Origin of the sequence: Peribacillus sp. YIM B13472 (assembly GCF_042788005.1) — a bacterium.
Taxonomy (GTDB): Bacteria; Bacillota; Bacilli; order Bacillales; family DSM-1321; genus Peribacillus; species Peribacillus simplex_E.
The window spans coordinates 79,589-93,680 of record NZ_JBHZPG010000013.1; the positions used below are offsets into that span (position 1 = coordinate 79,589).

The 14,092-nt window shown below is 37.5% G+C and carries 14 protein-coding genes and 1 pseudogene; 6 read left to right on the forward strand and 9 right to left on the reverse strand.

Annotated elements, in window-relative coordinates; translation table 11 throughout:
- Positions 1 to 55: 55 nt before the first annotated feature.
- From ACFX4I_RS12455 to ACFX4I_RS12465, 3 genes are all read right to left on the reverse strand, one after another.
- The gene (locus ACFX4I_RS12455) at positions 56 to 370 is read right to left on the reverse strand and encodes an MTH1187 family thiamine-binding protein (protein WP_230303429.1); all 315 of its coding nucleotides are present in this window, start codon (positions 368 to 370) and stop codon (positions 56 to 58) included.
- Between the two features lie 333 nt (positions 371 to 703).
- Entirely contained in the window at positions 704 to 1,873 is a 1,170-nt protein-coding gene (locus ACFX4I_RS12460) for an MFS transporter (protein WP_230303430.1), read from the reverse strand.
- Between the two features lie 292 nt (positions 1,874 to 2,165).
- Entirely contained in the window at positions 2,166 to 3,542 is a 1,377-nt protein-coding gene (locus tag ACFX4I_RS12465; RefSeq protein ID WP_377420957.1) for an aminotransferase-like domain-containing protein, read from the reverse strand.
- A gap of 159 nt (positions 3,543 to 3,701) precedes the next feature.
- Here ACFX4I_RS12465 and ACFX4I_RS12470 point away from each other — a divergent pair, with 159 nt between their 5' ends.
- Together ACFX4I_RS12470 and ACFX4I_RS12475 are read left to right on the forward strand one after the other, a co-directional pair.
- The gene (locus ACFX4I_RS12470; protein WP_377420959.1) at positions 3,702 to 4,604 is read left to right on the forward strand and encodes a DMT family transporter; all 903 of its coding nucleotides are present in this window, start codon (positions 3,702 to 3,704) and stop codon (positions 4,602 to 4,604) included.
- A gap of 74 nt (positions 4,605 to 4,678) precedes the next feature.
- Positions 4,679 to 5,074: pseudogene (locus ACFX4I_RS12475) on the forward strand (FMN-binding negative transcriptional regulator); the annotation flags it as partial.
- Positions 5,075 to 5,356: 282 nt separating this feature from the next.
- Here the strand turns inward: ACFX4I_RS12475 and ACFX4I_RS12480 are convergent.
- The 4 genes from ACFX4I_RS12480 to ACFX4I_RS12495 all read right to left on the reverse strand — a co-directional run bounded on the left by ACFX4I_RS12480 (position 5,357) and on the right by ACFX4I_RS12495 (position 8,610).
- A complete protein-coding gene (locus ACFX4I_RS12480) occupies positions 5,357 to 5,572 on the reverse strand; it encodes a hypothetical protein (protein ID WP_230303433.1) in 216 nt (71 codons plus the stop codon).
- A 333-nt stretch (positions 5,573 to 5,905) separates the two neighbouring features.
- On the reverse strand, positions 5,906 to 6,139 hold the full coding sequence (locus ACFX4I_RS12485) for a GyrI-like domain-containing protein (protein ID WP_377420961.1): 234 nt from the start codon (positions 6,137 to 6,139) through the stop codon (positions 5,906 to 5,908).
- 182 nt (positions 6,140 to 6,321) lie between these two features.
- On the reverse strand, positions 6,322 to 7,329 hold the full coding sequence (locus ACFX4I_RS12490) for an alpha/beta hydrolase (RefSeq protein WP_377420963.1): 1,008 nt from the start codon (positions 7,327 to 7,329) through the stop codon (positions 6,322 to 6,324).
- A 240-nt stretch (positions 7,330 to 7,569) separates the two neighbouring features.
- On the reverse strand, positions 7,570 to 8,610 hold the full coding sequence (locus ACFX4I_RS12495) for an NAD(P)-dependent alcohol dehydrogenase (RefSeq protein ID WP_230303435.1): 1,041 nt from the start codon (positions 8,608 to 8,610) through the stop codon (positions 7,570 to 7,572).
- 323 nt (positions 8,611 to 8,933) lie between these two features.
- Between ACFX4I_RS12495 and ACFX4I_RS12500 the strand changes: the two genes are divergently transcribed.
- The 3 genes from ACFX4I_RS12500 (at position 8,934) to ACFX4I_RS12510 (ending at position 11,105) form a co-directional block, all read left to right on the forward strand.
- Complete coding sequence (locus ACFX4I_RS12500; RefSeq protein ID WP_076368622.1) at positions 8,934 to 9,344, forward strand: MerR family transcriptional regulator; 411 nt, start codon at positions 8,934 to 8,936, stop codon at positions 9,342 to 9,344.
- 447 nt (positions 9,345 to 9,791) lie between these two features.
- Positions 9,792 to 10,499: an SDR family NAD(P)-dependent oxidoreductase gene (locus ACFX4I_RS12505; protein WP_377420965.1), complete on the forward strand. Its 708-nt coding sequence runs from the start codon at positions 9,792 to 9,794 to the stop codon at positions 10,497 to 10,499.
- A gap of 195 nt (positions 10,500 to 10,694) precedes the next feature.
- Complete coding sequence (locus tag ACFX4I_RS12510; protein ID WP_377420967.1) at positions 10,695 to 11,105, forward strand: cupin domain-containing protein; 411 nt, start codon at positions 10,695 to 10,697, stop codon at positions 11,103 to 11,105.
- Positions 11,106 to 11,423: 318 nt separating this feature from the next.
- Here ACFX4I_RS12510 and ACFX4I_RS12515 read toward each other — a convergent pair whose 3' ends face one another.
- Positions 11,424 to 12,596, reverse strand: a complete 1,173-nt coding sequence (locus tag ACFX4I_RS12515; protein WP_377420969.1) for an alpha/beta hydrolase — start codon at positions 12,594 to 12,596, stop codon at positions 11,424 to 11,426.
- Positions 12,597 to 12,640: 44 nt separating this feature from the next.
- Between ACFX4I_RS12515 and ACFX4I_RS12520 the strand changes: the two genes are divergently transcribed.
- Positions 12,641 to 13,060 carry a transposase gene (locus tag ACFX4I_RS12520; protein WP_377420971.1) on the forward strand — a complete coding sequence of 140 codons (420 nt, stop codon included), beginning with the start codon at positions 12,641 to 12,643 and terminating at the stop codon, positions 13,058 to 13,060.
- Positions 13,061 to 13,466: 406 nt separating this feature from the next.
- On the opposite strand, the gene ACFX4I_RS12525 is transcribed toward ACFX4I_RS12520, so the two are convergent.
- Positions 13,467 to 13,850: a YkvA family protein gene (locus ACFX4I_RS12525; RefSeq protein ID WP_377420973.1), complete on the reverse strand. Its 384-nt coding sequence runs from the start codon at positions 13,848 to 13,850 to the stop codon at positions 13,467 to 13,469.
- Positions 13,851 to 14,092 lie beyond the last annotated feature (242 nt).

The following is a 14,092-nucleotide window of genomic DNA, read 5'->3' on the forward strand; positions in this document are numbered from 1 at the left end:
GAATATATCTCCGAAAACAGCACTATATACATTTCACTGTTATTTACAAAACCTGTTATTCCTCAAGCATGCCCTTCACTCGCTTTACTTTGTCTTCCATCCTGCGTTCTTTATCACGACGGTCATCGATTCGGATATTCGTACAAACTCTAGCAAGACCATTTTCAAAAGGTACTTCATGCATCGCTTGGATTACTTCAAACAATTTAGGCAGGTCGCCTTCAATGATTGTATTCATGGGTGTCAGTTGAAAGCGGATTTCTCCCTTATCTTCATATTGCTTTAATACTCTTTGAATATCCGCCACATAGCTGCTAACACTTGGAGTTTGTGTACCGACAGGAATTACCGTAACATCAACTATTGCCATTCTTATTCACCAATCCTTTATATGTATTTCAATCAAGAAGCTTAAAATTATCCATCCTATATTACTGATGTTTTTTACTATTATAACTCAAACTTCGCACCTGTGAAATTTGATATGGGCTTTGTAGCTTGCGATTCGTAAATCAAAGCACTTCTACTGGCAAGAAAATTACTGTAAAATCGGTCAAATAAAAAAGAATTATTGATTTTTGACACTTGTCCTGCTGACTAGGTCATTAGCTGCTTTTGTTATACATCCCTTATATGCGTACGAGTAGAATTGGTATTTCCAGTAAACAAATCCACCTCTATTTTAAAAGAGGTGGATTTATTTTTAAATAGATTTATTATGCCTTATCTTTTCATTTATATAATCCTTATAAACTAACACAGCAACCACAATAAAACTTAGACTAACAAACCTGAAGATCATCTCTAAACTGATCCATTCAGCTAAAATACCTAATACAAATGCGCTAACTCCAACACCAACGTCAAAACTGGAAAAAAAGGTTGCGTTGGCTGATCCCCTTTTTTCTTCACTTACCTTTTGAACAGTCCATGTTTGTAAACATGGCATAACAGTTCCATAACCTGCCCCAAATAAAATCGCCGCAATGATAAGTTGAGATTCATTTGACGTATATGACAGGATAACAAGTGAAAAGAATCCTAACACAGCTGACATAATGATAATAGACCAAGGTCCTTTTTTGTCATACCATTTTCCGGTAAACGGACGCAGTAAAGTTGAGACAGTTGCATTGATAAGGAAGAATAGAAAAATATGATCTACTTCTCTTTGCTTTCCAAAAAGAACCAAAAATGTGATGATAGCCCCAAAACCTAGTGTTGTAATAACCGTAAGTAACGCTTGGAACCATACGTCTTTTTCAAAAATCATATCCAAAAAGCGAAATGGTTTCTTCTCACGCTTTACAATAGTAGGTGAATTGGCAAATTGAAGTGAAATTACTGCCAATAAGCTCAATACTGCTGATGACCATACCAAAATATCGAAGGAAAAAGAGTCATAGATAAGGATACCTATACTCGGTGCAACGATAGCCCCGACCGTTGTGGATATAGAAAAATACCCTATTCCTTCTCCTAAGCGTGTCTTAGGAATAAAATCCACTACCATTGTACTATTAGCTGTGGTAGATACCCCCCAGGCTGCACCATGGAAAAGCCGTAACAATAGAAGAAGCCATATCATATTAAGAAACGGATATAGAATGGTAATGACCATTAAAGCTGCACTTGCACAAATGGCCAGACTTTTCCTCTGGTTATCAATTAAATAGTAACCTACAAAAGGCCTGATTAAAACAGCACCTATCGTAAATAATGATGTGACTAGACCAACTTGAATGGAAGATGCATTCATGCTTAACAAATAGGCAGGCAAAATAGGAAGCAACATTTCAAACCCAATAAAAACTAAAAAGTTGCTTATAAATAAAAAAAGAAATGATTTATTAAAGATTCTTTGATTTTTCATATAATTATTCCTCGCTTCTAAATTATTTTTCTAAGTTAGAAGCGTTTGGAACACCGAAACGTTTTTCAATTGCCTAAGGTTATTAGTCAATCGACTCACCCTCTCTGAACCCCTTAAAAAATTTATCAAACAATCATATCAGAACCTACCCTTATAAACAAGCTCTCTTTTTAACAACTTTATATTAAGGAATTAAGGGAGGGACAAGTTAAAATCATTTATGGAATATGCATAATTATTCTAAAGAATTATTGTGGTTATTTAGGATGTGACGGGAAAAACCCGACACTTTCTAAATGAGTAAAAAGTTATTTGGAGTAATATGTTTTTTTCTACTGTCAATTAAAGCAATACAGTGAGCCAATCGCTCTACCCCTAGTTTAATTTGACTCTCGTTCACTTGAGAGATGCATAATCGAATGAGATTTTCCTTTTTATATTCTGCTAAAAACATCCTTGAGGCATCATCAACATATATATGATGCTCGTTTAACATATGAACCACCTGTTTTGCTTTCACATTTTCGGGCAAACTGATGGAAAGATAGAATCCGGAAGTCGGTTTTGAAAAAGAAGTATTGGCCGGCAGCAATAATTGACATGCTTCTTGAAGGATTTGCATTTTAGTCCTATATACCTCTTTGACTTTTTTGAGATGGCTATTAAACATACCGCTTTTTAAATAGATTTCTAGCGCACCTTGAGAAAGTGCTGAACTATTAAAATCCGAACTAAATTTATATCGTATGAAATTGTTAATCATTAATGCAGGAAGAACGATAGTACCAATTCTTAACCCAGGGAGAAAAATTTTCGAAAGGCTTTTAATATAGATCACTCTCCCAGAAGGATCAAAAGAAAATAAAGGATCTGATTTTGGATTTGGATCAAGGTCTCCTAATATATCATCCTCCACAATATATACATCGTATTTTTTAGCTAACTCCACGATTTTTTTCTTTTCGCTATTCGTATAACAATGTCCAAGTGGATTGTGAAATCTCGGGATAATATAGAAAAATTTTATATCATTATTTCGAAAAATGTATTCCAGACGATCAAGATCAATCCCTTCCATTGATAATTCAATTCCAAAAGTAGTAGTTTGATGCAGATTGATCGACTCAATGAATCCAAAATAAGTAGGCTGTTCAATTAGAATATTGTTTTTTCCATTTGGAAATGGCATAGACACTAATAAATTAAGGGCTTGCTGCGAGCCAGATACAACGACTATTCTTTCTGGTTGAGTGAAAACCTGTAAATTTTGCAGATATTTCACCAACTGTACTCGTAGTGAGTAAAGCCCTTGTTGATCAGAGTATGTAAAAAGCTCTTCTTTATAATGGTCAATTGCTTGATTCATACAATGTTGAAATTCCACATAAGGCATAACATTTTTATCTGGACCGGCAGACAAAAAATCAATCACCTCATTTTCTTCCGTCGCTTTTTGGTATTCATTCACAACATAGTAGCCGCTTTTAGGAACAGAATAAATTAAATGCTCTTTTTCAAGTTCTACGTATGCTTTAATGACCGTATTTTTGCTACATGAAAAATACTCAGATAACTGACGAACAGAAGGCAATTTACTGCCTGCAATTAGCGAACCATCTTCTAGTCGAAACTTTATGTCTTCCATTATCTTAATATATTTTGAATTCATTTAATGATCCCCCTCCAACTGTACCAGGACAGATAGGTGAAAAAATGGTTTATTTTTATTGAATGTACTCATAGTATGTTAATTATATCAAAACTGTTTTTAAGATAAGAAAAAAAACGGTACAGATGTGGTACAAAGTATAAATGGGGGTCAGAAAAGATGCAGGGAGAAACAAGAGAAAAATTCGGGTTATTTTTAGGATTAGTGGGGGTCATTTGTTTTAGCTTAACACTCCCTTCTACAAGTATTGCTGTAGAATATTTTGGGACTATGATCGTTGGTTTAGGAAGAACAGTCGTAGCCGCTATTTTAGTAGCCGTGATACTAATTGTTCGAAAGGAAAAACTACCGTCTCTTCGCCAATTCAAACGTCTACTCATTGTTGCTTTTGGTGCAGTTTTAGGATTTCCTCTCCTCACTTCTTGGGCAATGGAATCCTTGCCTGTTTCGCATGGAGCTGTGGAATTAGCTCTGTTACCGTTAGCGACAGCCGGATTTGCTATATTTAGGGCAGGTGAAATCCCATCTCCAAAATTCTGGATTTCAAGTATAATCAGCTCTTTAGCGGTAATTATGTATGCACTCCATCTTGGATTCGGCCAATTGCAATTTGCCGATTTAGCTTTACTGGCAGCAGTGGTCATTCTGGGACTTAGTTACGCAGAGGGGGGAGAATTAGCGAAAGAATTAGGTAGCTGGCAAGTGATTGCTTGGGCAATTATGATCGGTGCTCCATTTTTCATTATTCCAGTTGGGCTAAACCTGACAACTGAAATGCTTCATGCCCCAATACATGCTTGGATTAGTTTCATTTATCTCGCAGTGGTTAGTCAATTTCTAGCATATGTTGCTTGGTATAGCGGAATGGCTATGGGCGGGATAGCAAGAGTTAGTCAGATTCAATATTTACAACCATTTTTGATGATTCTTTTTGCAACAGTATTTCTAGATGAATCCATTACAATTTTCACTCTTGTAATAGCAGTGATTGTTGTCTTTTCTGTTATATTAGGCAAAAATGCTCCCGTATCAAAAAACGGAGCTGTATCAGAGAAAAGCTAACTGCATGAAAGTTAGCTTTTTAGAAGACTAAATTGTATAGATGAGAAGTTGTCATGACTATAGATTTAACCTAGAAATACATCAAAAATCAAACCGTCTTAGCTATTTTTCATGGCCTGCATTGTTGTATCTCTCGATCTTGGTATGAGTCGGATAAAGCAGTACCAACTTGGAATTATGTGACCGTTCATGTATACGGAGAAGTCGAACTGCAATAGGATTAACATGAGTTAATTAGCGCCCTACATGAAATGGTATCAAAGTACGAAGCTCCTGACAGTTCATACAGTTTGCAAGATGTAGATGCTGAGTTTCTCGCTTGTATGAACAAAGGAGTTCAAGGATTCAAAATAAAAATAAACAAAATAACAGGGAAAGCAAAGTTAAGTCAATATCATCCATTGCAAAGACAAGAGTTAATTGTCATTCAACTGGAACAAATTTCAAATGCGGATAAGCAACAGATTTAACTATTAATGAAATCACACCTAAAAAAATAACATGAATGTTACTGCACTTACGGGAGTGTTGATCAACTAAGGATTAACTCTCTTTTTTTTGCACATTAGGAATCTTTTGGCTTAAACCTCATATTGTAAAATACTTATTTGTAAAAGCATTCATATTCATTGGTCTTCCAGATTTCTACGACTTAGATTCACTGGCTTCTTAACCGGTTTCTTTTTCTCATCATGGTTCATCGTTCTCACCCCAATAAAAAAAGCACCCAAATTAATGGATGCCTTCTCCTTTTATTCATCAATTTTGACTTCTTTCAATAGATCATTTCTATACGAAATTGCATCTCGTTCAAAAACTTTTTTAAACCTATCTTCGTACTCTTCGCGTGTTATAAGTCCTTTTTCACCCAGTAATTCTACTATAGCTCTAACCCTTACTCTACTCGACACTAATTCGTTTGTCATATTGGATAATAAAATACTGATTTTCTCATAATCATCATTCATTTTTTCATCCCCTTTGTTTAACTAATTTGACAAAAGGGATTAATTCCCTGCAAAGAAAAGCACCCAAAATAATAGATGCTTGTTTTCCAATTGGTAATATATATAAAATAAGGGTGTGCTGTTAGTTCCTCTTTTACACCCTCATAACTATAAGCCATACCATCATAGCACCCTACCACAATCACACCCGATTATGGAAAACTTTTTGGGTTCACTTCATTTTTTATGGTCTCCTTTATTGCATTCTATGTATGCAACTGTAACTTTAAGTACACTACTTAACATCTTTGCTACATTAAATTATGAATTCATGTTAGGAGTTAAGAGATTATCCTATTCAATTGCCTTAACCTTATATCTTAAAACGGTTTTTAATTTTGCAGGGTCAACTTTTCTAATATCTGAAAGATATATTTCTCTATGTTGTAATGAAGTTCTTTCAAGATTATTATTTTTTATGAATTCATTCATTAATTTAAAACTTTGAGGTTCATCATCATATGGACCTACATGAAGCATTTGGACAGATAAAAAATGGGAGGATGCCGTCCTTACCTCGGTTGCCAATTAAGTAGTCCGAAACTACTTGCTATAATGAAAGTATTCAATTACAAGGTTCCAATAAGAAGATCGGCTTTCTTCTTTAACTTCGTGAAGAAACATACGTAAATTAAACTGATCTTAGTGCCTGGAAAAACCAAACAGGGGCATAATCCATTTGGTTCAATGCCCCCGTTTGTTTATGTTTATTACTTCAAATTCTCGGTAAAGAATGATTCCAACTTGTCGAAAGGAATGAAATCTGTCTTGTCGTACAAATCAACATGTCCTGCATTTGGAACGATGTACAGCTCTTTTGGTTCTTCAGCCAATTCGTACGCATCTTCACTAAAGTATCGTGAGTGAGCGTGCTCGCCAATGATAAACAAAATCGGGCGCTGCGAAATCGATTTGATGTGTGTAAGCAGAGGGAAGTTCATAAAGGACATGCTGCTTGTTACGGTAAATTGAGTAATTGAGTTCGGGTGATACCCACGTGGCGAAGAATAGAATTCGCCAAACTCGCGACCAATAGGGTCTGTATTTTCGTCAAACCCAATAGGTGCTCCTCGCTGGGCGAGCGTTGGCTGGCCTGCCTCAAAATCCACGTAACGTTGCTCGGCAATTGCATCCAGTATACTGTTGCGATCTTCTTCAGTAAATGAATCCTTCCAGCCGTTGGCTGCTACACGGGATATATCATACATGCTGACTGTGGCTATTGCCTTAATGCGTCTATCTACCTGCCCTGCACTGATTGCAAAACCACCGCTACCACACATACCTATTGCTCCAATTTGATTCTTATTTACAAATGGACGTGTACCTAAATAATCAACGGCTGCACTGAAATCTTCTACGAATAAATCTGGAGAAGAAATGTGTCGTGGTTCACCACCACTGTATCCGTTGTATGATGGGTCAAATGTAAGAGCTACAAAACCACGCTCAGCCATGTTTTGAGCATAAATACCAGAACCTTGCTCTTTTACACCGCCATAAGGCGCGCCTATAATAATACCTCCGTGTTTCTTTGTCTCATCAAAATCCTTTGGCATGTAAAGATCTGCTGCAATTTTGATTCCAAACCTGTTTTTGTATGAAACAGACTTTCTAGTTACTTTATTACTTAACTCAAAAATATAGTTATCTGTTTGTGACATTTTTTTCATCGCCTTCTTCTTCAAAAATTTTTTAGAGATACCACAAACACCCATGACTTAAAATCCAGCTATTTCAATAGTGGAATAACGCCCCTTACTGTGTATTTTTTCGCCTTCCTAATAAAAGAACTCGTTAATTTTCAGGATATAGATGCTGGTTATTAGCCCCATGCTAACTATAAAGTTCGCTTGATAAGGAGTATTGCTAATCTATTTTTTATATAATCCGCCTATAGCTGTGCTATTATTGTTCTTTCGCTGTCTTACAGGCAGTTTAGATCGTAATTTAGCAACTTAGATTGTACTAGTGTCAATAACAAATCGATACTTTACATCTGATGCTAAGACACGCTCATATGCTTCATCAATTTGATCAGCAGAGATTACTTCAATCTTAGGAACAATATTATGTTTTGCACAGAAATCCAACATTTCCTGAGTTTCACGTATGCCACCAATCGCGGAACCTGCAAATGAACGACGATGACCGATAAGGGATATCACGTTTAGGGACAATGGCTCTCCAGGAGCACCGACATTCACCATAGTGCCATCAAGGGTGAGTAAGGAGAAATACGCATCAAGATCAATCTTTGCACTTACTGTGTTGATGATTAGATCAAAAGATCCTGCAAGCTTCTCAAATGTATCTCGGTCGCTAGTAGCATAGTAGTTGTCTGCGCCAAACTGCAAGCCGTCCTCTTTTTTATTCAATGTTTGTGATAGAACGGTAACATTTGCACCCATAGCATGTGCAATCTTGACTGCCATATGGCCAAGACCTCCCAAACCAACAACCGCTACTTTCTTGCCTGGACCAGCTCCCCAATGGTTTAGTGGTGAGTAGGTTGTAATGCCTGCGCAAAGTAATGGTGCAGCGACGTCAAGTTCAATGTTATCAGGTATTCTTACAACAAAGCCCTCGGTTACGACGATATGTGTAGAATAACCACCTTGTGTAGGCTCACCATATTTGTCGACACCAGCGTAAGTTGGAACATGTCCTTTAAGGCAGTATTGTTCTTCCCCTTTAAGGCAGTTCTCACATTTTCCACATGAGTCAACCATACATCCGACTCCTACTCGGTCACCGACTTTATACTTTGTTACCTCGGCTCCAACATCGGTAACGATTCCCGCAATCTCGTGTCCTGGTACAAGTGGGTAGTTAACGGGACCCCATTCGCCGTGCGCAGCATGGATGTCTGAGTGACATATGCCTGCAAATTTAATCTCAATTAAAACATCATGTAAATCTAGGTCACGTCTTTTAATTTCTGCTGCTCGAAAAGGTCTGTCAGGACCGTCGACAGCTCTTGCTTTAGCAGTTACCATTTAAAACCCTCCAATTGAATATATTTTTCAAGAGAATGCCTTTGTAACTAGAGGAAAAATGAAAAATTAGGTTTGAAAGCTCTCATTCCTTCATTTCTAACCCTCCTCTTTTCTCTTGCAAAACAATGTTAATCCTTATAGTTAACTCTAAGTCAAGTGATATTATTTATATTTATTCTCATTCGCCTAGCTGGCACATTTATGTAGTTATATCTCCATCAATTTAAAGGTGATTTTGACACTCAGCAATACCCATGATAAAATCGCTTCAAGCCTTAGAGTTAACTCGAAATTTATGTTTGAGGAGAATAGGAGTGAACACAATGAACAAATATTCTATTAGTGAAGCTGCTAAAGAATTGAACCTTACAACATATACCTTACGTTACTACGACAAGGAGGGACTTTTGCCTTTTGTAGAACGAACACCTAACGGAACACGACTGTTTAAGGAATCCGATATTAATGCTTTAAAAATCATTGAATGTCTTAAATCCACCGGGATGCCTATTAAAGAAATTAAAAATTTCATTGATTGGTGTACTGATGGGGATTCCACCTTACAGCAAAGATATGACATGTTCTTAGAACGTAAAGCTGCTGTAGAAGCACAGTTGGAAGAAATGAACAAGACTATGGAACTAATAAATCTTAAATGTAACTATTATAAAACTGCCTTGGAGGCTGGAACGGAAGATATTCATAAAAACGATAAAATTGGGAATTTTAATTAACATAGAGCAACCGATCCTTCAAACCTAATTTGTAGGATCGGTTGCTCTATTTGTGATATTCACTATGCACATAAAGCTAAGCTTTTCCAAAACCACTGCATTTGCTAATTTCTACTCCTACTTTTGCAAATTTCTTCTTTTTTCTTAAAATTTTACTTCCTCACTCCTTCATCTAACGATACAAAGTGTCTTAATCTAAAGTTAACAATAAGCCAATAAAAAAATTAATTATTATTTATAAAATTCTCCCTTGAATTAGAGTCCACTCTAACCCTTATACTAAGTCATGTAACCAATTATAATTACTACGAAGTGTGCTAAATGGAAATTCTTAAAGATTCTAACAGAAGCTAGTCGGGGAATAGGGCTGATTCCTTCATTTAAATTTAGATTGTACAAAAGTCTACTCTTGCCTATGATTAGCAGCAAAAAGGAGGATATTGGAAAATGACAAAGGGTACAAAAGTTGCACTTGTCACTGGCGGTAATCGAGGGATTGGATATGAGCTGGTCAAACAATTGGCTTTGGAAGGTTTTAAGGTCATCTTGACGAGTCGAGATTCAATAATGGGTCATAAAATTGCCAAAAAACTTAAGAAGTCAGATTTAGACGTATCATTTCTGGTAATGGATGTAGACAATCAAGAAAGCATTTTTCAGGCCTCGATCACTGTAAATGAGCAATATGGAAGATTAGATGTATTGATTAAAAATGCAGGCGTGTATTTGGATGAGGATAAAAAGTTAGTGACTATGGACCCTTCCATTCTGGAGAAAACAATGGAAACCAATTTCTTTGGAGTTTACCATGTAATCCGTTCCTTTATTCCCATCATGGAAAAACAAGGCTATGGCAGAATTATTAATGTTTCCTCAGAATATGGCGGGATGAGCCAAATGTCATATCCAGGAGTAGGAGCATATAAGTTGTCTAAGCTTGCCTTAAACGGATTGACACAATTGCTTGCTGGAGAAGTCAAAGGTGATATTAAAATAAACGCTGTCGATCCAGGATGGGTAAGCTCAGAGATGGGGGGACCTTCTGCTCCAAGGACACCTAAGCAAGCAGCTGAGTCTTTCTTATGGTTAGCAACAATTGGATCTGAAGGACCGAACGGAAAGTTTTTCAGAGGTGGAAAACTAATTGATTGGTAACAATACAGTCTAAGAAATAGAATATTAATTGTTTAGCTGTGTTGGATGAAACCATCCGCAATTGATGCTGACCTCATTGCTGGTGCAATTGCCTTTCCTATTGGGCAACTATCTGATATAGCCATTAATGAAATGATAATTCGATCAACTGTTCAAGTTGGTTAATAAAAAAATGAAGGTATTGGAGGCAGTAAAATGGCAAAACATGAAGAAATAAAAAATGGCGTTATTTTCCCAGTCGGCGAAAAAAATGAAGCATATGCTCAATTTTTTGTCGGACAAAGTTATCTTAAGACATTAATTGCAGATCCTAAAGTAAATGTTGGTGTTGGGAATGTAACCTTTGAACCAGGATGCAGAAATAACTGGCATATTCATCGTAATGGGTTTCAACTTTTATTAGTAACTGGTGGCGAAGGTTGGTATCAAGAAGAAGGAAAACCTGCTCAATTCTTAAAAGCCGGTGATGTTATTGTCACCCATGATGGTGTAAAACACTGGCATGGTGCTACAAAAGAAAGCTGGTTTGAACACATTGCAATTACTGCAGGTACGCCGGAATGGTTGGAACCAGTAACAGATGAGGAATATAACAGTTTAAAATAATACAGTTCCAATCCTCTAAAATCCTGTGCTCTTGCGACATGATTGTGCTTGGCGATATCTACTCCGCTATTAAGGTTTCAGAAGTAATTTGAGTGATTTTATGATTTTGGTTTTAATTCATTGTGAGACCTCCAAATAGATGTATTTGTCCTTTTTAGCTGACCAGCTTAGGACACATTCATCTATTTGGAGGTCTTTTTCCGTTCAAATCTCATTTTCAGCTATTACAGGAATGCTGTCCCGATAGTTCCATAAGACAAAGCCGACTTAAAGACGGCTCCGATTTTAAGCTAATGCACCCGTTTGTGAAATTAAGGACTAATTACGTTTGTTATTTGCCAGAACCCAAGCTGTAAAGGCTTCAATGCCATGCACGACTGCTTCTGTACGTATGGAGTGATACAAATCAAAATTGTGCTCAGCACCAGGAAGTTCGACATAAACAACCGGATTAGATGAGGAATCACGTAGGTGCTCCGCGAAGTGTCGGGCATTTTTCACTGGCACTAACCTGTCCTGATCACCATGCGCCACGAAGAATGGCGGTGCTTCTTTTCCACTGTAAGCCATAGGAGATGAGAAAAATCCAGGTTTTGTATCGATATAACCGTAATAGCCGTATAGGCAAATGGCGGCAGTTACCGACGTGTCAACAGACTCAAAACCCGGCTGGAATGCAGGGGAATTTGGTGTCAGTGCAGCCATAGCAGTCAAATGAGCCCCCGCTGAATTACCAGCTAAAAATATCGTCGTATGGTCAGCTCCGTACTCGGACCCGTGCTTGCGTACCCAAGCAATTACTTTCTTAATGTCAATCAACTGGTCGGGAAATTCCACGTCAGGACTTAAGCGGTAGTTCGCACTGATGCACACCACCCCCTTGCTCGCGAGCTGGTAAATAAGAGGGAGAGATTGGCTGTTCTTTTTACCGCCTACAAATCCTCCACCGTGCAAATGCACCAACGTGGGGCAGCCCGTCGGATGAGAGCGATGGCGATAAACATCCAGTTGATTCCTCATACCTGCATTACCGTAGTGGATGTTTGAAACCCTCTCTATATCGTATCGTCGTTTAAAGAATGGACCGAGTAAAGCTTTGGCACTAAATTTCTTGTGTAATCGACGCTCAATCTTAGGGTTAATAGTAGTACGCCACATTTCCTCCAGACCATCATCCATGGCTTGACTGACCACAGGAGAAGTTTGTAATCCCCGATGGATAATCACTACGAGTGTTCCCACTGCCAAAATTGTTATTCCAAAAGCCATCCACCCAACCGGAGAATGAATGTCGCCTTCAATAAAGGCTAACGAAGTTGAACAAATCAACCAGAAAAGTGCAAAGAATGGTAGCTCATTTATTACGCTGAAGTAAGGCCCTAAAGAATTAAAAATTCTAGGTAAATTAGGCGGTGCCACTACGAAATACGTGCACCAAGCGACAAAAAGCACAGTAATAAGGTAACCGAATGGTATGCTCGATATAGTCATCACTCCCTTTAGGAGATATACAATAGCATTAAATGGTTTTAACTTTGAGAGGCGTCGCAGAAGTCACTGCGGTTACTCTAGTAGCTGAAATTGGACAGTTTTCTCGCTTTTCTAACCATAGACAATTGATGTCTTATGCTGGACTTGTTCCTAAAGAATACTCTAGTGGATCAACTCGTTGGCAAGGTTCCATTACGAAAACAGGAAATTCTCAAGTTCGTCGTTCCATTGTAGAAGTCTGTTGGTCTTACCGGCACCGGCCATCTCTTAAAGGTGAATTACTTAAACGTCAAGAAAATCAGGATCCAGAGGCAAAACGGATTGCTTGGAAAGCACAACACCGTCTTCATATGAAATATCATCGCATCTCTGCTAAAGGAAAAGGTGGAAAAGTTGCTGTGGTTGCTGTTGCTAGAGAGTTGCTTGGATTTATATGGGCTATTGCCTGTGAAATTGAGAATTAGCAAGTAAGTCAATCAAATGTTGCTTAAACAGATTGAAAGTAAGACTATGTAATAAATGTGGTTTTATCGAAAAAGTAATGAAAATTGAAGATTTGGCTCGAAGGCAAACTCCCGGAAAGGAGAACCCTCATGTTCAACTATGCACTAGGTCTAAGTACTGAACGTGCGCAGTTAGTCCTAGGCATCTCCGTGACGGATGGAGTGAAATATGGTACCCAACCCACGCATATCAGTTTGTATACCACCGTCAACGTTTTTGCCTTCGTGCCAAGTTTTTAAGTTATCCTTATTCAACTTTTAAGATGGTATTTTGGTTTATAAGTTGAACAAGGAATATCTCTATTCATTGCTGAATGTAACACCATTTAAAACATTTGGGCGTGGTGGGTTGACAGTTTCGTTCATATCAGTTGATTAAGCGATAAATATTAGTAATAGCCCATATTATAATTAAGCCCCAAATCAATACTATTATTGAGCCGACTATCCAATTCTTCGGCTTACCCTTTTTCATCATTTCTTCTGCCTTAACTTCACAGTTGGTTAATACACTCTTTGGTATCATCTTTAATGCAATCATTACCCCTATTGGAACGAGAATTACATCGTCTACGTAACCAAGAATGGGTATAAAATCAGGTATTAGGTCAATCGGACTGAATGCATAAGCTACGACACAAGCCGTAAATACTTTTGCATACCAAGGCACCCGTTCATCTTTACAAGCAAAGTAAAGGATAAAGATCTGTCGTTTTAATTTTCTCGCCCAAGTCTTAATTTTGTTAAACATTTTATCTCCTAATAATATTTAAGATTTTATTTCCATTATAACAAAATAAAATTTACTAAGGATTGTTATGGCACTAACCTGCCCCCTTCGTATTATAAGGTCAGCCAGAAAACATTTCTAGTTGACCATTTTTTATATGATTTTATTATAACGGTAGCCGGGGCAAAACGTACCTGCTCGTGGGGATAGACCCCGTCAACTAAACAGTTTGCCCCCTACTTGTAGAATTATGATTAGGCTGG

Excerpts from the sequence above, each read along its gene's own strand:
- ACFX4I_RS12455 (WP_230303429.1), bottom strand. The coding sequence starts at position 370 with ATGGCAATAGTTGATGTTACGGTAATTCCTGTCGGTACACAAACTCCA.
- ACFX4I_RS12460 (WP_230303430.1), bottom strand. The coding sequence starts at position 1,873 with ATGAAAAATCAAAGAATCTTTAATAAATCATTTCTTTTTTTATTTATA.
- ACFX4I_RS12465 (WP_377420957.1), bottom strand. The coding sequence starts at position 3,542 with ATGAATTCAAAATATATTAAGATAATGGAAGACATAAAGTTTCGACTA.
- ACFX4I_RS12470 (WP_377420959.1), top strand. The coding sequence starts at position 3,702 with ATGCAGGGAGAAACAAGAGAAAAATTCGGGTTATTTTTAGGATTAGTG.
- ACFX4I_RS12480 (WP_230303433.1), bottom strand. The coding sequence starts at position 5,572 with ATGAATGATGATTATGAGAAAATCAGTATTTTATTATCCAATATGACA.
- ACFX4I_RS12490 (WP_377420963.1), bottom strand. The coding sequence starts at position 7,329 with ATGGGTGTTTGTGGTATCTCTAAAAAATTTTTGAAGAAGAAGGCGATG.
- ACFX4I_RS12495 (WP_230303435.1), bottom strand. The coding sequence starts at position 8,610 with ATGGTAACTGCTAAAGCAAGAGCTGTCGACGGTCCTGACAGACCTTTT.
- ACFX4I_RS12500 (WP_076368622.1), top strand. The coding sequence starts at position 8,934 with ATGAACAAATATTCTATTAGTGAAGCTGCTAAAGAATTGAACCTTACA.
- ACFX4I_RS12505 (WP_377420965.1), top strand. The coding sequence starts at position 9,792 with ATGACAAAGGGTACAAAAGTTGCACTTGTCACTGGCGGTAATCGAGGG.
- ACFX4I_RS12510 (WP_377420967.1), top strand. The coding sequence starts at position 10,695 with ATGGCAAAACATGAAGAAATAAAAAATGGCGTTATTTTCCCAGTCGGC.
- ACFX4I_RS12515 (WP_377420969.1), bottom strand. The coding sequence starts at position 12,596 with ATGACTATATCGAGCATACCATTCGGTTACCTTATTACTGTGCTTTTT.
- ACFX4I_RS12525 (WP_377420973.1), bottom strand. The coding sequence starts at position 13,850 with ATGTTTAACAAAATTAAGACTTGGGCGAGAAAATTAAAACGACAGATC.